Origin of the sequence: Dyadobacter sp. OTU695 (assembly GCF_038440355.1) — a bacterium.
Lineage (GTDB): Bacteria > Bacteroidota > Bacteroidia > Cytophagales > Spirosomataceae > Dyadobacter.
The window spans coordinates 235,776-255,063 of sequence record NZ_JASATN010000011.1; the positions used below are offsets into that span (position 1 = coordinate 235,776).

The window sequence follows — 19,288 nt, forward strand, 5'->3', positions numbered from 1 at the left end:
GCAGATAATGATCAGATCGTTTGCCGCTTTGTTACTGATTTCGGGTATGCTCGCACACAGCGCTAGCGCCCAGGAAGCTTCCATTACCGAATGGAGAAAAGAGCGCGAAGAGGTGATGGATAAACCTTCAAAACCTGCGGTGCGTACAAAGGACGCCAGCCATCCGCGTTGGAGCGTCGGCCTGAATGGCGGCTATGCTTATCGTTTGTTTCGTGCGGGCATGGTCGTAAGCCACGACGAACAGCAGTATCTTAAGGATCTCAAATCCGGTATTGCATTCGGTGGCGATGTTGCCTGGTTTCCCTGGAAGCACGTGGGCTTTGGCCTGCGTTATGAAATGTACAAGGGGAGCGCTAAAATGGATAGCGTGCAAAGTGAAAAGGTGACCATCCAGCATCTGAGCGGTGCACTGATCCACCGGTCCTTTCTGAAAAACGGCAAAACTGCCATCCTTACCTCCCTGTTGCTTGGCTACCAGCCCTATGAAAATAAAAGTGTGGTAGGGGCGCAGAAATTCACATTTTCAGGCAAAACCATGAACTGGGGCGTCAGCGTAGGTATTGAGCAGCCCCTCAGTCCCAAATTCGCCCTTAATCTTACCGGCACCGCCATGATGGGTGCCATTTACCGCCTTCAACGCAAAACCGAATTCAGCACGGAAACGCTTCACCTTTCGAAGGATGATAGCGTGGATCTTTCGCGGTTTTCGGTCACACTTGGATTCAGGTTTTTGTGATCCGTTGGGTAATTCAATCCGCATAGCTATTCATTTCTTCTGCGGGCTGTCAGACTCGTGAAGTAACTTCCATTGTAAACATCGCCTACCTTATGGCGATATTCACTCATTTTACCTTTACCAGGATGGTTAAATAGATGTTATCTGTAATTTTTGCTTTTCAAGTCTGTAATTCTGAGAGGGCAATGAAGTGGGAAGTTCAAATTTGCTTATTGGATAGTCAAATGCTTGAAAATGGGGTAGTTCTATCAGGGGGGCAAAGTTACATGAGCATTCGGATCTTCCATTTATTGCGAATCATGAGATTTTGGGCTATGCCCCTCGACAGGATTCTATACTTCTTACAGCCTTTTATGAGACTCGACGTTTGAAGATAATTCGATGAATGGTTTTACAAAAGCTCAATACATTGACAATGGGATATGGATTTGAAGTCAAGATAAATGGCGAACAGTCGATCCGCGCGGGTTTAGGCGTAGATAACTATGTAGTAACCTGTATTTTGAATGCCCTGCGCCGGAGAGATGACTCTGCGGAGGAGCTAAACATTACGATAAGTGGGCTCAATAGTGCCGACGACCTGCATGTGGATTGGCTAACAACGGAATTACGACCCGGCGATACGATTCAGATAACCGTGGTCGGAGGTGATTACGATCCTCCGCGCAATACTCGGCCGCGAATTACGGAGAAGGACATTATTGCGCATAAATTGAGGCATTATAATGCGTTAAAAGAAGAGTTGAAAGAGCATTTACAGGAATGATCGATGCAAGGATCTTTATTAATTGGATAAGGAGCGGAGCAAAACACTGCTTGTCTTCAGGCTTTTTGATAATTGTGAAAAAATATGAAAATATTTTTCAATAGAAAGCAGAAATCGATTTTTGGTATTCTGGCCGGACTTGTACTGTTGCTCGTGATGGCGGGTGAAGGATACGTCATTATAGATCAGGCGGTCGCGATTGCCAACATGCAAGATGGTTACAGAAGAACGGAAGACGAGCTGGCAGCGATTGTCTGCATTGTTAATACGGCTAATTTCTCTAAGAGTCAAATTGAGAAATGTGTCAGACAATATCCTTTTTTTGACTACTTGGATTTTTCGGGCGATACTGTTGCCTTGCAACAACATGAGCTAATCTTCAGGAATAATAAGCTGTTGAAGATTGTCCGGATTTGACAGTTTGATGAAAATACACCTTAATGAAAGCGAACGTGCCGGATACAGTCCGGTTTTTTTATTTTTGTTTCGATTTTCGCTCAGCTTGGATTCAGGTTTTTGTGATCAGTGAGGCGATTCATTGCTTCTGGCCATCACGATTGTCCCATTTGTGTTCCCGGAACAGGACAACACAGGATGCATGATATTTCGTTTATAATTAACTAGGGGAAAAATTGCATTAAACAGTCTTCCCAATATATCCCTTTACTCACAAGCTTGAACTTTAATCCTTTCATGATGAAATTGAAACAGTTCTGCATTTGCCTCCTTTTTACGGCTTTTGCAGTGGTGGCCGGCGCGCATCTTGCGGACGCCCAGTCTTCCCAAAAAGACAAAAAAGCGGGCGGCAAACCGATGGGCGGCAAACCGCTGGTTGTCTTCGTTACGGGCGATCATGAGTACAGCGGCGAAGAAACGCTGCCGATCGTTGCCGCAGAGCTCGAAAAGAATTACGGTATGCGTACGATCGTGCTCAAAGCATATCCCGACCATAACAGCGAAAAGAATATCCCTGGTCTCGAAGCATTGAAAGACGCCGACCTCGCGGTTTTTTATCTCCGCTGGCGTCAATTACCAACGGATCAGCTGGCGCATATTGAGGCTTATCTGAAATCCGGCAAGCCGGTCATGGGTTTTCGTACCACCACGCACGCATTCAATTTTCCGAAAGGCCATGAAAGTGAAAAATGGAACGCTTTCGGTGAGTTTGCACTGAATGCGCCTCCGGGATGGGGCGGAGCGGCCAAGCACACGCATTATGGACATAACAGCAGCACCGATGTGACGGTGATTCCCGAGCAAGCCAAAAATCCGATTCTTACAGACGTGACAGGCCCGTTCCACGTCCGATCGTGGCTGTACCGCGTGTTGCCCGATTACCCTACCAAAGGCTCTACCTGGCTGCTGATGGGTAAATCAGTGAACCCGGATAAAGAAGCGATCGAAAACCCTGTGGCCTGGACCGGTACCAACTCGTTCGGCGGAAAAGTGTTTATGACAACCCTGGGCCACCCGGAGGATTTCCGGCTCGAACCATTCCAGCGCTTGGTTATCAATGCGATCCATGATGAACTCGGGCTGAAAATCCCGAAAGAATGGAAGGGCAAAATGGACATCCAGGTACCTTACCGTGAAGCCAAATAATTCCATATAACGCTACCTAAAAACCCAACCTAAAATCTTTTCAAATGTCTAAACCCAAGAAAATCAGCGTTTATTTATCGCTCATTGCATTTGGACTGGCAGTCATTGGATTCAGCGCGTTTCAGTTGAACCAACCTGCACCGGTCAAAATCGGCAAGGGAACGCACATCTCCCTGATTGGCAATAACCTCGGTTCGCGGATGATGAATTACGACAATTTCGAAACGGAATTGTATGTACGTTATCCGGACGATAACCTCGTTATCCGCAACATGTGCGACGGCGGCGATACGCCGGGATTCCGCCCGCACGCAAGCCGCAACACTCCCTGGGCTTTCCCCGGAGCTGAAAAGTTTCAGACCGAGCTGGCGAACCCGTCCGAAAGCGAAGGCCACTTCGATACACCCGACCAATGGCTCACCCGCCTGAAAACCGACGTGATTATTTCGTTTTTTGGGTATAATGAGTCTTTTGAAGGAAAAGCGGGCCTTGCCAACTACAAGGCAGAGCTTGATGCATTCATTAAATGGACTTTAAAGCAGAAATACAACGGTACCTCGGCACCGCAACTGGTGATCGTTTCGCCGATCGCTTTTGAAGACCTCTCCGCTAAGTATGACCTGCCGAATGGCAAGAAGGAGAATGAAAACCTCCTTTTGTATACGAAAGCAATGAAGGAAGTTGCTGATCAGAACAAAATTCTTTTTGTGGACGCATTTGCCCCTTCTCAAAAGTGGTACGCTGAAACGAAAGAGGACCTTACGATCGACGGATCACAGCTGAATGCGGAGGGGTATAAGAAACTGGGTGTGCTTCTGGTAGATAAAATTTTCGGAAAAACGGCTGCAAAAGCTAAAAGCCGGGAATTAGTGCATGAGGCTGTGAATGAAAAGAATTGGATGTGGCACAACGATTTCAAAATCCCGAACGGCGTACACGTTTATGGTCGCCGCTATAACCCTTTCGGGCCGGATAACTACCCTGCCGAAATTGAGAAGATCCGCCAATTGACCGATATCCGCGACCAGGCGATTTGGCTGGCCGCTTCGAAAGGAGAGAAAACAGATCTGGCAGTTGCAGACAAGAATACGAGAGCACTGCCTCAGGTCAAAACCAATTTTAACCCTGAAAAAAATGGTAGCCTCACTTACTTGTACGGAAACGACGCATTAGCGAAGCTGAAAGTACCGGAAGGCTATAAAATCGAGCTTTTTGCTTCGGAACAGGAGTTTCCTGATTTGGCGAAACCCATGCAGATGTCGTTTGATAATAAGGGCCGCCTTTGGGTTGCCACTATGCCGAGTTATCCGCATTACAAGCCCGGAGATTCGAAGCCGAACGATAAGATCATCATTTTTGAAGATACCAACAACGATGGTAAGGCCGATAAGCAAAGCGTTTTCGCCGATGGCCTGCATTTGCCACTGGGTTTTGAAATCGCTAAGGAAGGTGTCTACGTTTCGCAGGGGACCAACCTGAAATTGCTGACCGATACCAACGGCGACGGCAAAGCTGACAAGGAGGAAATTCTGCTGAGCGGTTTCGACGATCACGACACGCACCACAACAGCCATGCATTTACGGTGGATCCATCGGGTGCCATCTACTCGGGCGAGGGTGTTTTTCTGCATACGAATGTGGAGACATCGTATGGACCTGTCCGCGCTACGAATGGCGGTTTCTATCGCTATGCGCCGCAATTGAAAAAGCTTGAACGCACCGCGCAGCTTTCGATTCCGAACCCGTGGGGTATTGCATTCGACGATTGGGGCCAGCCATTTTTTGCTGAAACATCTAGCCCCGATGTCCGCTGGATGCTGCCAGGCAGCGTTTTACCACGCTATGGCGAAGCGACCCACAAATCGGTGCAGCTGGTGGAGGACAAACACCGCGTTCGTCCTACCTCGGGCCTCGAATTTGTATCGAGCCGTCATTTTCCGGACGATATACAGGGTGATTTTCTGATTAATAACACCATCGGCTTCCTTGGAACGAAGGAACACACCCTTACCGACGAAGGTACGGGATACAAGAGCCATCACCGCCAGGACCTGGTGGTAAGCGAAGACCGCAATTTCCGCCCCGTGGACATGGAATTCGCCCCGGACGGATCGTTGTACGTGATCGACTGGCATAACATCCTCATCGGGCACATGCAGCACAATGCGCGTGACCCCTTGCGTGACCACTCACACGGACGTATCTACCGCATTACCTACCCGTCTCGCCCGCTCGTGACGCCTGCGAAGGTGGATGGTGCCAGCATTGAAGAGCTTTTGGATAACCTTAAACTTCCAGAATACCGCACCCGCTACCGCACCCGCCGCGAATTACGTGGCCGCGACGCCTCGCAGGTGCTGGCCAAGCTAAATGCCTGGGTGGCGAAGCTCGATAAAAACGATCCGCGTTACGAACATCATTTGCTGGAAGGGCTCTGGGTAAGCTGGGGAATAGACAAAGTTGATCAGAAGCTTTTAAAACAGGTATTGAAAGCCAAAGATTACCACGCGCGTGCCGCGGCAGTGCAGGTAGTGCGCTATACCGGTCACCAGGTGCCTGATCAGGCGGATCTGCTGATGCAGGCGGCGCGCGACGAGAACAGCCGCGTGCGGTTGATGGCCATTGTAGCGGCATCCTGGATCGGTAAAGAAAAAGGATTGCCCATCCTGGCCGAAGCCAAAAAGATGGAACTCGATGACTGGACGATCCATGCGTACGAAGCAGCGGTGGCGCATTTGAAAGGTGAGAACGTGAAAAGGGAGAAACAGAGTGTCGCCACTACCAGCCTTAAAGGCAAAGACCTGATCCTGTTCAATCAGGGGCGCCAGATTTATTCGAAGGAAGGTTATTGCACGACCTGTCACCAGCCCGACGGCAAAGGTTTGGAAGCATCCGGTTTTCCGCCACTTGCGGGCCCCTGGGTTAACGGCAGCGACGAGCGGCTGATCAAGATTGCATTGAAGGGCTTGCTTGGGCCGATTGAGGTAAATGACAAGAAATACCCGGGGCAAGTACCTATGACGCCGTTTGCAGGTTTGCTGAAAGACGATGAAGTGGCGGCGGTACTAACCTACGTGCGAAATTCTTTCGGAAACAAAGGATCGGCGATTTCGCCTGAGAAAGTGAAGCAGGTACGCGCAGCAACCGAGAGCAAAAAGGATTTTTATTCGCCGGACCAGCTCCTGAAAGACCATCCATTGGAGAAAATGTAAGCCTGAGAAGGCATGGTTGTTAATTATTTATACAACGGGCGGGAGAATTGTCTTCCGCTCTTTGTATTTTACAACAATTAATTTGGCGTTTTTCCGGTTGCTAAGAAAAGTAAATCATATGCGGTGATTAGCGGCGTTAATAATTTAGATTTGCTTACATGGAATCCTGAATCTATCACATCAATATACGTTACAGCCTAAACCATGCTTCGATTCTTGCCGATTGTCGCCATTTGTACCGTTATACTGTTATTTATTCTTTATAATTTCCATTTCTCTGTCGATTTTCCTTTTCAGGACGATTTCCTTTTTATTCAGTTCATCCATGCCATTTCCGGCGGTAAAGTAGGTTTTACGGGTCTGATCGGGGAAATGTTCCTCACTTTTAACGACCACAAGGCGGTCGTACCGCGATTTATTTCCCTGATTGATTACGTGTTAACCGGTCGTCTGCACCTTCGCTTCTATATCTTGCTGGTGTCGCTCAACCTAACCTATATCTTTTACTTTCTTTATCTCAACTTTCGCAAGGCAAACCTGCCGCTGTATTATTTCGTCCCGGTTCCTTTTCTGTTCTTTCATCCGCTGTATCACGAGGTGTCTACCTGGGCATTGACAGGGATGCAGCATTCCTATCTTACGGCTTTTACGGTTACGGCTATCATTCTCGTTTCACGGGGTACCAAGCCTGCGTTTTACGGCGCGATGCTGTGCTGTTTTCTGGCCACTTTTACCCATGGCAACGGGATTCTCTCCTTTCCGGCAATCATATTCTTCTTTCTGTGCCATAAGGATTTCCGCAGGGCGATCATGACCGCTGTTTTCATGTTCCTTTGCCTGAGTGTTTACCTGGCGGGTTACGAGTCGGGGCAGGCGGGGAATTTGCCTAACAATGCCCTTATGTTCTTTTCGTCGCTCTTTGGTTTTGTGGGCTCTGCAATGTCCCTTTGGGCTATGCCGGAGCTCGTCTCGGCCATTTGGGGCCTGGTGATTGTAGGGTGCATGGTGCTGGTAACGCGCCGTGTTGCGAGTATATATTTCAAAAAGCCCGAGCCAATCAAGCCCGGAACGATCGAACTGCTGACACTTTTTGCATTCATTTTTATTTCCAGTACGGTAATTGCAGTTTTCCGGTCCTGGGCAGGGACTACCATCGCGAGCCGGTTTCAGCTTTATGCCTCACTTTCGACGGCCATTTTCTATATATTTCTCGTGTTCTACACCGACTTTTTCCGCAGGAAATGGGTCTACGTAACCGTTCTGTCGCTGAGCATTTTTTACTGGGCCTATTCGCATTACCGGTTTACCGGTGCTGTCGCAGCCAAGAAAACGACTTATCTGGCCGACATTTACAACTGGCGCAATAACCGCAGCATGTATTCTGTCGAGCGGTCGATTGTGAATTATGGAAGGTTTTACCTCTTTCCGGGCTATGAAAAGGGTTATTTCTGGCTTCCCGAAGCTGTTGTGGAAAGGAAGGAGCTGGATTCGATGTTCGCGGTGACAGGGGCGGTGGTGGATGAGGGACTGTATATCGAAACCTGGGATATCCACCGTATCATGCGTGAAGGTAATGACGACATTGTCTTCTACTTCGTTTCCAGTAATGAATCGCCTCCGAGGAAACACTTTTGGGACGATCGTTTCCTGGTCATGAGAGATACGTCTACCGGCATCATTTCCCTTATCAACGCGAATCCGAAAGTGGAAACCCGGAAGAATATTATCACGACCGGTAATTACTACAAAAACGGTTTCAATACTTTGCTACGGGAGAAAGACCTGGATCCCGGCACTTACGATCTGGGTATATTGGACGTCTCGGGCTCGGGAGAGAAGACATTCTACCGGCTGGGAAGAACGCTCGTTTGTACCGCCCACGGTTACGTGCTGAAATAGCTTCCTTCACCGGATATTAACCAGGCATCGGCGCTGGATAACAGACAATGTTGCCACTCGGGCCTAATTCATGAACACAGAAATATCATATTTCGACCTCCGGCGTCTCCTGGCTGGGATTCGCCCCGAAAGGCGCGCCCAATGGCAGGTTTGCGACAGATTTTGCTAGGTAAAACCATAAAAAATTCGTATCTTTACGTGCTTAAAAAGCCAGATAATGGTTCTTTTTATCCAAGTGTAAAACAAACTATATGTCAAACGAAGCAGTGCTAGAAGTAAACAGCTACTCAGCTGAAAATATCCAGGTTCTTGAAGGTTTAGAGGCCGTTCGTAAACGTCCGGCGATGTATATCGGTGACACTGGCTTCAAAGGGGTGCACCACTTGATTTGGGAGGTCGTTGACAACTCCATTGATGAGGCGATGGCAGGCTACTGCGACACCATCAATGTTACGATAGAAAAAAATAATTCGGTCACTGTTAAAGACAATGGTCGAGGTATCCCCACCGGAATGCACCCCAAAGAGAACAAATCTGCTTTGGAGGTGGTACTTACCGTTCTTCACGCCGGTGGTAAATTTGACAAAGACACTTATAAGGTTTCCGGTGGTTTGCACGGGGTAGGGGTATCCTGTGTGAACGCGCTGTCTATTCACCTGCGTGCAGAAGTGCACCGCGAAGGTAAAATATTCGAGCAGGAATTCAGTGAAGGTAAACCGCTCTATTCGACCCGTGTGATCGGTGATTCGGATAAAACCGGTACGATCATCCACTTCCTGCCTGACGCGACGATTTTCACGGTAACGGAATTTAAATACGAAACGGTAGCCACCCGTTTACGCGAGTTGTCGTACCTGAATAAGGGCATCCGCATTACACTGGAAGATAAGCGTGAGGAAGACGAAGATGGTAAATTCCGGGGTGAAGAATTCTACTCCGAAGTAGGTCTGAACGAATTCGTGACTTATCTGGACGCTACCCGCCAGCCATTGATCCCCGAGCCGATCCATATGGAAAGCGATAAGGGTTCCATTCCGGTGGAAGTAGCGATGATGTACAACACTTCATACAGCGAGAACGTGTTCTCGTACGTGAACAATATCAATACCATCGAAGGTGGTACCCACGTTTCCGGTTTCCGCGCCGCATTGACGCGTACGCTGAAAAACTACGCAGAAAAGTCGGGTATCCTGGCCAAAGAAAAAGTGGAGATTAGCGGGGACGACTTCCGCGAGGGACTTACCGCGGTGATCTCGATCAAAGTGCAGGAACCTCAGTTTGAAGGGCAGACTAAAACTAAGCTCGGAAATAGCGAAGTAACCGGTGCGGTGAGCCAGGTGGTAGCGGAAATGCTCGATACTTATCTCGACGAGCACCCGAAAGAGGCCCGTGTGATCATCGACAAGGTGATCCTTGCCGCGAAAGCACGTATCGCCGCGAAAAAGGCGCGCGAAATGGTACAGCGCAAGAATATCCTCACGGGAACAGGCTTGCCCGGTAAGCTTTCCGACTGCTCCGAAACCGACCCGAACGTGTGCGAACTGTACCTCGTGGAAGGGGACTCGGCGGGTGGTACTGCCAAACAAGGCCGTAACCGTGCCTACCAGGCTATCCTGCCATTGCGTGGTAAGATCCTCAACGTGGAGAAAGCACAGGAATACAAGATCTACGAAAACGAAGAGATCAAGAATATGTTCACCGCGATGGGTGTGCAGATTGGTAAGGATGGTGACGAGCGTGCATTGAATATCGACAAGTTGCGTTACCATAAGATCGTCATCATGACCGATGCGGATATCGACGGTAGCCACATCCGTACACTGATCCTGACTTTCTTCTTCCGTTATATGAAGATCCTGATCGACAATGGCTATATCTACATTGCCCAGCCTCCGCTATACCTTGTGAAAAAGGGTAAGGAAGAGCGTTACTGCTGGACCGAGCAACAGCGCGAAGAAGCGGTTCGTGAAATATCGGGCGGTAAGGAAGACTCGGTGAACGTACAACGTTACAAAGGTCTTGGTGAAATGAATGCCGAGCAGCTATGGCAAACTACGATGAACCCCGAGCACAGAAGCTTGAAACAGGTTTCTGTCGAATCAGCTGCCGAGGCGGATCACCTGTTCTCAATGCTGATGGGTGACGAAGTAGCCCCTCGCCGCGACTTCATCGAGAAGAACGCCAAGTACGCCCGCGTCGACGTGTAGCCATTAGCTTAAACCGCAATATTGAAACGGATGGCTGTGATTCACGGTCATCCGTTTCTTTTTGGAACGAAAATTTAACACAAACTTCATCGGCCCGAAAACAATAGATTGTTTAGATTCGTTGAATTTTTATTGCCATCCTGATACACCTTTTTAATAGCATAACGTCATGTCCGGCTCATCCGACCCCATATATAGCAACGAAAAAAGAAGCAAACTGACCAATTTGTTCGCGCTCTTCAAAAGCCCCAAAGAACCGGCGGCGGCAGAAGACGGCAAGGCAGTCAGTTCGCCGTCGGAAAAGGCAAATACCCAAATGCAGCAAAGCGACCTGATCAGCAGGGATCTGAGCTGGATGAAGTTCAATGACCGCGTGCTTGACCAGGCCACCAACGAAGAGCGTAACTTGTTCGACCGCCTCAAATTTCTGGCCATTACCTCGTCCAACCTCGACGAATTCTTCACGATACGCGTTGGTAGCCTTTACAATTACCTCGATTTCGGCAAAGAACGCCTCGATTATTCGGGACTGCGTGAAATTCCTTTCCGCAAGCTCCTGATGAAGGAAGTGCATGATTTTGTGCGCCGGCAAAACGAATGCTACAAGGACCAACTGATGCCGCTTTTCGCAAATCACGGGTTCCGCATTATTGGAATGGATGAAATTACCGGCGAAGAGCACATTGCCGTGGAAGAATATTTCGACCGCACGGTTTACCCGATGCTTACGCCGATGCTCTTCGACTATACCCACGCATTTCCCGTCCTGCTCGCCAAAGTCCTGATCCTTGGCGTCATTACGCAGGTGAAAGGTACTACCTCGGAGGAAGACAGAAAGCTTTCATTTGTACAGTTGCCGCCAAACCTGCCTCGTTTTTATGTGATTGAGCGGGAGGATGAACTGCTGTTTTTACCTATCGAAAACATCGCCAAGGCGCATATTAATAAGCTGTACAGAAATGTCGACATCGTTTCGACGAACCTGTTCCGCATTATCCGTAACGGAGACTTTACCCTGGAAGAAAGCGACGATATCGAAGCGGATTTCATTGACGAGATCAAGCAGAAGATCAAAAGCCGTCGTTTGGGAAGGGTAGTGCAGGTGTCGATCGAACCGGACGTAAACCCGGATTTGCTCAACCTCATCAAAAAGCGGTGGGAAATCGACGACCATAACGTGTTCATGACCGACGTGCTGATCGATTTTACGGCGCTTTGGGGCATTATCAAACATCCGGAGTTCAAAGACCAAATCCCCCCGATACACCCGCCGGTACCGCCGCTGGGGCTCGAGCGTGAGCGTATCCCCGATATTTTCGAGGTAATGCGTGAACGGGATATTCTTTTGCACCATCCCTATAACAACTTCGAACCGGTATTGCAGTTGCTCGAACAAGCGGCGGAGGATCCGAAGGTGTTATCCATTAAACTGACGATCTACCGGCTCGCGAAAAACTCGCGTGTAACAGAAGCACTTCTGCACGCGGCCGAGAATGGCAAGCACGTGGCGGTATTATTCGAGGTGAAGGCGCGTTTTGATGAAGAAAACAATATTAAAGAGGCGCAACGACTGCAAAAAGCGGGCTGTTTCGTGATATATGGTATTGGGTTACTCAAAACGCACACCAAGCTGTTGCTGATTGTTCGCAACGAAGGCAACCGGGTATTGCGTTATGCGCATTTGTCGAGCGGTAACTATAATGAAGATACTTCCCGACTGTACACCGACACGGGTCTTCTGACGTCGAATGAGGAGTATACCCACGATATTTCAGAGTTCTTTAATGTTATCACGGGCCATTCGATCCCTTCCGAATATCAGAACCTGATCACGGCGCCGCGTTACATGCGGGCGAAACTGATTGAGCTGATCCAGCAGGAGGCGGAGAATGCGAAAGCCGGTTTGAAAAGTGGTATTTGCATTAAAATAAACTCCCTGGAAGACCGTGACACGATTTATGAGCTATATAAGGCTTCCGAGGCAGGTGTACCGATTAAACTGATCGTCCGCGGCATGTGCTGCCTGCGGCCGCAACGTAAAGGGCTGAGCGAAAACATTACCGTTCGCTCGCTCGTGGGCGACTTTTTGGAACACTCACGCATTTTTTACTTCCATCAAAACGGTAACCCGTTGGTTTACGGAGGTAGTGCCGATGCCATGGTGCGCAGTTTCGACAAAAGGATTGAATCCCTTTTCAAACTCGTGGATCCGCGCGTACGCCAGGAAGCGATACATATTTTGTATTACAGCCTGAAAGACAATGTGAATGCTTACGAATTGCAGGAAGATGGTAATTATATCAAATGCGAGATCGAGGAGGGCAGCGAACCGCTGAATATCCACCAGGCATTCTACGACGTTACCCTTGATCAGGTAATGGCGGTCCATTTGTTTGAAGAAGAAGACCGCCGGATAGAAGCCAAAGCGCAAGAAAAAAGCGCTACTCCCGAATCTGACGATGCCGAAGTAGCGCCACAGGCCGAAACCGGCCAATAGTGCTTATTCCTTGAAAAATACACGCTTGACGCGGTCGCCGATGCCCGTCAGGATCTCATAGGGGATGGTGTTGATGGTTTTCGCGAGTTCCGTAATCGGGACCTCCTTACCGAAAACGATCACTTCATCCCCTTCTTCTACCTGGGCGTGGGTGACGTCGATCATCGTCATATCCATGCATACATTGCCGATAGTAGGGCATAGCGTGCCATTTACCCACACTTTCCCCACGCCATTGCCCAGCCCGCGGTCATAACCGTCCGCATAGCCGATGGCCAGCGTGGCGATAGCCGAATCGTGGTCGACGACGCCTTTGCGGCTGTATCCTACCGTTTCGCCCGAGGTCAGGTATTTGACCTGTGACACAATGGTTTTTAACGTACCTACCGATTGCAGTGAACGCTGGTCCTGCCCGGTCGCCTCTACGCCATACAGCCCGATACCCAGCCGCACCATATCCAGGCGGTATTCCGGGAAACGTACGATTCCGGCCGAATTGAGGATATGTTTAACGGTTTCATACCCCAAAGCCTGCTCGATCAGCCCGGCACCTTCCATGAACTGCGCATATTGTTTCCTTGAAAACTCATTGTGAACGCCTTCATCGGCACCGACCAAATGAGAGAAAATACTCGCCACTTTCAATGCGGGATTCTGGCGGAGTTGCGCTAGTAACCATTCGTAATCGTCTTTCACGAAACCTAACCGGTGCATGCCGGTGTCGAGTTTCAAATGCACTGACGGCGTATTGGACGGTTCGCCTTTTCTGGAAATGTATTCGATCCAGTCGGTGAGGATACGGCGGCTGTAAATTTCGGGTTCGAGCTTGTACTGCCACAGCAGGTCGAATGTCGGCAATGTCGCGTTCATCACCATAATAGGTAAAGTGATGCCGCTTTGACGGAGGATGACGCCCTCATCGGTATAGGCCACGCCGAGGTAATCGACGCGGTGGTATTGGAGCAATGCGGCTACTTCCGAGCTTCCGCTGCCGTAAGCGAATGCCTTCACCATCGCCATAATCTTCGTGCCCTGTCCCGCTTTTGCGCGGTAGTAGTTCAGGTTATGTACTAATGCGTCGAGATTGATTTCAAGCACGGTGCCGTGCGCCTTCTGCTGGATGCGGTGCACGATTTTCTCAAAAGAAAACGGTCTGGCGCCCTTTACGAGCACAAGCGTGTCCGCGAGGGTGTGGAAAGCGAATGTTTTGAGAAAACTATCGGTATCATCGTAAAATTCCAGCTCGGGAATGTCGAATAACGCAGCCTGGCTGCTGATTTGCCTGCCAATACCGATTAGCCGGTCGATGCCTTTTTCGCTTAGGAGACGGGACACCATTTTGTATAGCTCAAGGGGCGTCTGGCCGGTTTGAAGCACATCCGAAAGAATGACGGTTTTGCGGGCGCGCTGTTCTTGCTGGGCAAGGAAGTTGAGCGCCATCGACAGCCCTTGCAAATCATTATTGTAAGCGTCGTCGATGATGTAGGAGTGGTTAATGCCCTCTTTAAGCTCCAAACGCATGGAAACGGGTTTGAGCAGCAGCACCCTTTCCTGGATCACGGCTGGTTCCAGCCCGAAATCGAGCAGGAAAACGATGCAATGCGTCAGGTTTTCGAGTGACGCGTCGTCGCGGAAACCGGTTTCGAAAACATGGTTGCCGAGCTTTCCGGTGAGGGAAATGACGGTTTTGTCTTTTTGCGGGGTAAAGCTCACCTGCACGTGCGAGCCGGAATAGTTGCTTCCCCAGCTGAGTGTTTCGAGGAATGCATTCACCGGTTTCAGGATCAGGCTGATCTCCTCGTCGATCTCATGGTAATCTTTCCGGTAAATGAGTTTTTTGACCTTTGTAAAAAGCCGCAGCTTTTCGGTGATCTTCTGTTTCCGGCTTCTGAAACCGTCGTCATGGGCCGGACCGATGTTGGTGAAAATGCCGACAGTGGGCTGCATCACCGGTTGCAGGTATTCCATTTCGTGCGCTTTGGAAATACCCGCTTCAAAAATGGCGAGAGAATGTTCCTTACTCAGGTTCCACACCGAAAGCGGCACGCCGATCTGCGAATTATAGCTTTTCGGACTGGCGACAATGCTACGACCGGGCGACAAAAGCTGCACAAGCCATTCCTTCACGATGGTTTTGCCATTACTTCCTGCAATGCCTACCACAGGAATATCGAACTGCTTCCTTTTGGAGGCCACCAATTGCTGCAATGCCCTGATACTCGAAGCTACGACCCAGATTTGCGCGTCGTCCCACGCGGCAGCCGTTTCGCGCAGCTCGCCGGTGAATGCGGCCTCTTCCACGACAAATTCCCGAATGCCTGCCTCGTAAAGCTCTGGCAGGAAGCGGTGTCCGTCGTGGCGCTCGCCTCTGATGGCAAAAAAGATACTCTGGCCTGGGAAAGAAACCTGGCGGCTGTCGGTCAGGATATATTGGGCTTGTGTGGTTACAATAGGGGATGTATTGACGGTAAGACTCATTCCAATGCTCGTTAATCAGAGCACAAAGGTATCAATCTACATCCATTTTTTAGTTTTGAAGTAAAATATCATCCCTATCGTTACGGCCACCATCAGTCCCCATACGTAATAGTAGCCATAAGGTTCTTTCAGCTCCGGCATAAACTCGAAATTCATCCCGTAAATACCCACGATAAACGTCAGGGGCATGAAAACGGCCGAGAAGATCGTCAGCGTTTTCATTACCTGGTTCATCCGGTTACTGATCGTCGATAAGTGTACATCCACAAGGCTTGCCACCAATTCGCGGTAGGAGTCGATGGTGTCGAGTACCTGCATGATGTGGTCGTAAAGGTCGCGGTAATAGGGGATTACATCTTTGCTGATCTGTGCATTGTCCTCGCGGATCAGTTGGTTGATCATATCGCGCAATGGCCAGATCAGCCTCCGCGCCAGCGTCAACTCGCGCTTCAACGCGTACATGTCTTTGAGCGAAAGCTCCTGCACGCCGCGGATCACCTGGTCTTCGGTAGCATCCAGCGCATCGCCCAGCTTTTCCAGCACAATAAAGTAGTTATCCACCACCACGTCTATCAATGCAAAAAGCAGGTAATCGGGGCCATTTCGGCGGGTTTTGCCTACGGATGCTTCCAGTCGGTTTTCGACGGTGGTGAAAATATCGGAAGTGAGCTCCTCCTGGAACGATAGCACGTAGTTTTTGCCCAATACAAAACTTACATGCTCGGAGGAGATGCTGATAGGGGATTCCGAATCAACGTGGAGCATTTTTAGGGTCAGAAACAAATGACCCGAGTCGTATAACTCCAGTTTCGGTTTGTGTTCGGTATTGACGACGTCTTCCAGCAGCAGCGGGTGCAGATGGTAAAATTTTCCCAACTTTTCGATCAATGGCATTTCATGGATACCATCCACATTGAGCCAGGTAATGTGGTTCTGCCCGTCGTTCTCCGGGCGACATTCGTCGAGTGACTTTACGTCTTCTTCTTTAAATGAATGCTCGTTATAGCGTATCCGGCGGATCTTCGTCTTCAGGGCAATGTCCGGACCGATATATGTAAGCGTGCCCGGCGAAGTGAGCAGGCCACGCTTACGGTATTTCCTGGATTTTTTGCCGCCATTCCTGGCGAAGCCGCCCCCGGCGGACTTGCTGCTTTCTGTCCCGTTCAAACCATTCGTTATTTGAGGTGAAACACCAGCAAAGGTACGTGTGTATTGATCACGAGTTTACGCGTAATGCTGGGATTGATCAGATATTCTTCAATAAACGATCGTTCACGGGTCGACATGATCAGCAGATCCGCCTGCACCTCGTCGCAATACGCTTCTATGCCATCGAGCACATGCTTCGCTTCCCGGATCACGATCTGGCCGTCGCGGATCGTGAAATGAGACCGGATATCGGCAATGTACTGGTTATCAGGCTGAATGTCAGGCTGTGTATCCGAACTGATTTTCAATAAGGTAAGGTCTGCCCCAAGATGGTTCATCAGCACAAAAACCTCCCGCAAAATGTTATTCTCCTCGTATTCGAACTGGGTGGCGTATACAACTTTCTTAAACTTCGTAAGCTCTGCCTGCGGCGGTACCACCAGCACGGGGCAAGGGGAATTCAGTGCGATATGCGTTGCGGAACTGCCGATCAGTTTGTCCAGAAAACCCCCTGTACCGGTCCGCCCGATCACGATCATGTCAGGCACATGGTCGTCGATGGCCTCTTCGATGGCCGACTGCACGCTGCCGAGTGCCCATATGGCCTTCGCGTTATACCCTTCCGCTACCAGATTGGTAGCATATTCGTCCAGCCGTTTATGAAACTCGTCTTCCAGTTCGGTAGTCATCGTCAGGAAATCGGCGCCACCGATGCCGGGCATTACGTTACCTGGGGTAACATTCACATCGGCAATATAGGGTTGATAGGCGTGGAGGATCAGGAGTTCCGTCACGTCTTTTTCGGCAATCAGTTTTGCTGCGGCCAATGCGCGCTCGGCATTTTCCGAAAAATCGATGGCAATCAGGATACTTCTCATGTCTGGCAGAGTTATGTTTTGGGTATGGATTTTCCGAACATATCAATTTTACGAACCGGAACCAAGGACTTGGGTCATGTTTTGGTCCGGAAGAAGTCCCGGCGGCCGTTCCGACGGGCCTGGGTGATAAGATTTAATGCCGGGGTAATATTGGAGGTTTCAAATTTTGTGCCAAATTGGGCAAAAATTCGCCTTTCAGAGTCTGCCGGCGTGTCGCCGAGTTTCCGGCATTTTGCATTTGTCCAATACTTTTCCGAGCTTACCGCAAACAGTTGTTTATTTTATAAATACGCTTCTGTTTAATACAATATTTCACTTTTATTATTCAAAACAGAATATTGATTCTGCTTTTTGTGTGAATGCATTGGCGGAACTGGCTGTGCTTAATTTGATTTTTTATAAGTTTACCGTTACAAACTATTTTAGAATACCAAATTCCCTGTATGAAGAGCAAGATTACCATTATCAATATCGTGCTGGTTACCATTGCCGCGATAGCCTCCGTTTTAAGTGCTTATGATATCCTGCCGTTGTCTGATAGTGTGCTCATTGGCCTCCGCTGGCTGGCACTGGCAAGCCTGATCGTGTACGCGGTCCTGAAAAGGAATCTCACCACTTCGATCCTGATCTCGATGCTTGTGGGAACGGAAATCGGGTATGACTTTCCGAAAATGGGCACCGAACTGCACTTCCTGCGGCAGATATTTCTTCAGATGATCAAAACGGTGATCGCGCCGTTGCTTTTCGCGACGCTCGTAACCGGTATCGCCGGCCATTCCGATCTGAAACAGGTAGGTCGCATGGGCTGGAAATCGCTTTTGTATTTTGAAGTCGTTACGACATTTGCGCTGGTCATCGGGCTGGTATTTGCCAACTGGTTCAAGCCTGGTGTGGGCATTATCCCTCCCGAAAGCCTGAATGCGACTTTGCCCAAAGTGAACCAGCAAACCTGGCAGGAAATCGTGCTGCATTCCTTCCCGGAAAACGTAGCCAAGTCGATTTACCACGGTGAAGTGTTGCAAATCGTCGTTTTCAGCGTGCTTTTCGGTATCAGCCTTGCATTACTGCCTTCGGTGAAGAAAGAGAAATTCGTGCACGGCGTCGAATTGCTGGCCGAGGTGATGTTCAAATTCACCAAAATCATCATGTATTTCGCGCCTATCGGCGTGGGTGCGGCCATCGCGGAAACGGTAGGCCATATGGGTATCGACGTTTTGAAAAACCTCGCGTTGCTCCTTGCTACATTATATTGTGCGCTGATCGTCTTCATCCTGATCGTGTTCGTGCCGATAGCGATGATTGCCAGGATCCCCGTCATCAAATTTGCCAAAGCGATTTTCGAACCGGTTTCCATTGCATTCGCCACGACGAGTTCCGAATCGGCATTACCCAAGGCGATGGAGAAAATGGAGAAGTTCGGCGTACCAAGGCAGATCGTATCTTTTGTAATGCCAACGGGTTATAGCTTCAACCTCGACGGCTCCACATTGTATCTGGCCCTGGCGACGGTGTTCGTAGCGCAGGCGACCGGTACGGAAATGTCGCTCGGGCAGCAGTTTACCATGGTATTGTTACTAATGCTTACCAGTAAAGGCGTAGCCGGTATCCCACGCGCTACTTTGGTGATATTGTTGGGCGCGATCGCTAACTTTGGCATGCCCGAATGGCCTGTATTGCTGATTATGGGGATCGACGAACTAATGGATATGGCACGTACTTCGGTGAATGTGACCGGTAACTGCCTGGCAACAGCCGTTATCGCACGTTGGGAAGGCGAGCTCGATGATCAGAAAATGCATGATTCGGACAAGATTGTGGAAGAAGCCGCAGTTACCGAAGTTTAATATCACGTCATTTTCTGAGT

General features: G+C 49.4%; 12 protein-coding genes. 9 read left to right on the forward strand and 3 right to left on the reverse strand.

What is annotated here, in order from left to right; translation table 11 throughout:
- Nucleotides 1-7: 7 nt before the first annotated feature.
- The 8 genes from AAHB90_RS20530 (at nucleotide 8) to ppk1 (ending at nucleotide 12,919) form a co-directional block, all read left to right on the forward strand.
- The gene (locus tag AAHB90_RS20530) at nucleotides 8-736 is read left to right on the forward strand and encodes a hypothetical protein (protein WP_342087072.1); all 729 of its coding nucleotides are present in this window, start codon (nucleotides 8-10) and stop codon (nucleotides 734-736) included.
- 385 nt (nucleotides 737-1,121) lie between these two features.
- Nucleotides 1,122-1,502, forward strand: coding sequence for a hypothetical protein (locus AAHB90_RS20535; protein ID WP_342087073.1), 381 nt, complete (start codon nucleotides 1,122-1,124; stop codon nucleotides 1,500-1,502).
- Between the two features lie 84 nt (nucleotides 1,503-1,586).
- Nucleotides 1,587-1,919 (forward strand): hypothetical protein, encoded by a 333-nt coding sequence (locus tag AAHB90_RS20540; protein WP_342087074.1) that lies wholly within the window; start codon nucleotides 1,587-1,589, stop codon nucleotides 1,917-1,919.
- Nucleotides 1,920-2,198: 279 nt separating this feature from the next.
- A complete protein-coding gene (locus tag AAHB90_RS20545) occupies nucleotides 2,199-3,104 on the forward strand; it encodes a ThuA domain-containing protein (protein WP_342087100.1) in 906 nt (301 codons plus the stop codon).
- 44 nt (nucleotides 3,105-3,148) lie between these two features.
- Nucleotides 3,149-6,316 carry a PVC-type heme-binding CxxCH protein gene (locus AAHB90_RS20550; RefSeq protein WP_342087075.1) on the forward strand — a complete coding sequence of 1,056 codons (3,168 nt, stop codon included), beginning with the start codon at nucleotides 3,149-3,151 and terminating at the stop codon, nucleotides 6,314-6,316.
- Nucleotides 6,317-6,520: 204 nt separating this feature from the next.
- The gene (locus tag AAHB90_RS20555) at nucleotides 6,521-8,215 is read left to right on the forward strand and encodes a hypothetical protein (RefSeq protein ID WP_342087076.1); all 1,695 of its coding nucleotides are present in this window, start codon (nucleotides 6,521-6,523) and stop codon (nucleotides 8,213-8,215) included.
- A 251-nt stretch (nucleotides 8,216-8,466) separates the two neighbouring features.
- On the forward strand, nucleotides 8,467-10,422 hold the full coding sequence (gene gyrB, locus AAHB90_RS20560; protein WP_342087077.1) for a DNA topoisomerase (ATP-hydrolyzing) subunit B: 1,956 nt from the start codon (nucleotides 8,467-8,469) through the stop codon (nucleotides 10,420-10,422).
- Nucleotides 10,423-10,591: 169 nt separating this feature from the next.
- The gene (ppk1, locus tag AAHB90_RS20565; protein ID WP_342087078.1) at nucleotides 10,592-12,919 is read left to right on the forward strand and encodes a polyphosphate kinase 1; all 2,328 of its coding nucleotides are present in this window, start codon (nucleotides 10,592-10,594) and stop codon (nucleotides 12,917-12,919) included.
- A 3-nt stretch (nucleotides 12,920-12,922) separates the two neighbouring features.
- Here the strand turns inward: ppk1 and AAHB90_RS20570 are convergent, their stop codons facing one another.
- From AAHB90_RS20570 to AAHB90_RS20580, 3 genes are read right to left on the reverse strand one after another with little or no spacing between them, the layout of a single operon-like run.
- Complete coding sequence (locus AAHB90_RS20570) at nucleotides 12,923-15,397, reverse strand: bifunctional UDP-N-acetylmuramoyl-tripeptide:D-alanyl-D-alanine ligase/alanine racemase (protein WP_342087079.1); 2,475 nt, start codon at nucleotides 15,395-15,397, stop codon at nucleotides 12,923-12,925.
- 36 nt (nucleotides 15,398-15,433) lie between these two features.
- Entirely contained in the window at nucleotides 15,434-16,564 is a 1,131-nt protein-coding gene (gene corA / locus AAHB90_RS20575) for a magnesium/cobalt transporter CorA (RefSeq protein WP_342087080.1), read from the reverse strand.
- 8 nt (nucleotides 16,565-16,572) lie between these two features.
- Nucleotides 16,573-17,424: a universal stress protein gene (locus AAHB90_RS20580; RefSeq protein ID WP_342087081.1), complete on the reverse strand. Its 852-nt coding sequence runs from the start codon at nucleotides 17,422-17,424 to the stop codon at nucleotides 16,573-16,575.
- 443 nt (nucleotides 17,425-17,867) lie between these two features.
- Here AAHB90_RS20580 and AAHB90_RS20585 point away from each other — a divergent pair, with 443 nt between their 5' ends.
- On the forward strand, nucleotides 17,868-19,268 hold the full coding sequence (locus AAHB90_RS20585) for a dicarboxylate/amino acid:cation symporter (protein ID WP_342087082.1): 1,401 nt from the start codon (nucleotides 17,868-17,870) through the stop codon (nucleotides 19,266-19,268).
- Nucleotides 19,269-19,288: the final 20 nt, after the last annotated feature.

What these genes read in the sequence shown, in the direction of transcription:
- AAHB90_RS20530 (WP_342087072.1), top strand. Translation starts at nt 8, where the DNA reads ATGATCAGATCGTTTGCCGCTTTGTTACTGATTTCGGGTATGCTCGCA.
- AAHB90_RS20535 (WP_342087073.1), top strand. Translation starts at nt 1,122, where the DNA reads ATGGTTTTACAAAAGCTCAATACATTGACAATGGGATATGGATTTGAA.
- AAHB90_RS20540 (WP_342087074.1), top strand. Translation starts at nt 1,587, where the DNA reads ATGAAAATATTTTTCAATAGAAAGCAGAAATCGATTTTTGGTATTCTG.
- AAHB90_RS20545 (WP_342087100.1), top strand. Translation starts at nt 2,199, where the DNA reads ATGAAATTGAAACAGTTCTGCATTTGCCTCCTTTTTACGGCTTTTGCA.
- AAHB90_RS20550 (WP_342087075.1), top strand. Translation starts at nt 3,149, where the DNA reads ATGTCTAAACCCAAGAAAATCAGCGTTTATTTATCGCTCATTGCATTT.
- AAHB90_RS20555 (WP_342087076.1), top strand. Translation starts at nt 6,521, where the DNA reads ATGCTTCGATTCTTGCCGATTGTCGCCATTTGTACCGTTATACTGTTA.
- gyrB (WP_342087077.1), top strand. Translation starts at nt 8,467, where the DNA reads ATGTCAAACGAAGCAGTGCTAGAAGTAAACAGCTACTCAGCTGAAAAT.
- ppk1 (WP_342087078.1), top strand. Translation starts at nt 10,592, where the DNA reads ATGTCCGGCTCATCCGACCCCATATATAGCAACGAAAAAAGAAGCAAA.
- AAHB90_RS20570 (WP_342087079.1), bottom strand. Translation starts at nt 15,397, where the DNA reads ATGAGTCTTACCGTCAATACATCCCCTATTGTAACCACACAAGCCCAA.
- AAHB90_RS20580 (WP_342087081.1), bottom strand. Translation starts at nt 17,424, where the DNA reads ATGAGAAGTATCCTGATTGCCATCGATTTTTCGGAAAATGCCGAGCGC.
- AAHB90_RS20585 (WP_342087082.1), top strand. Translation starts at nt 17,868, where the DNA reads ATGAAGAGCAAGATTACCATTATCAATATCGTGCTGGTTACCATTGCC.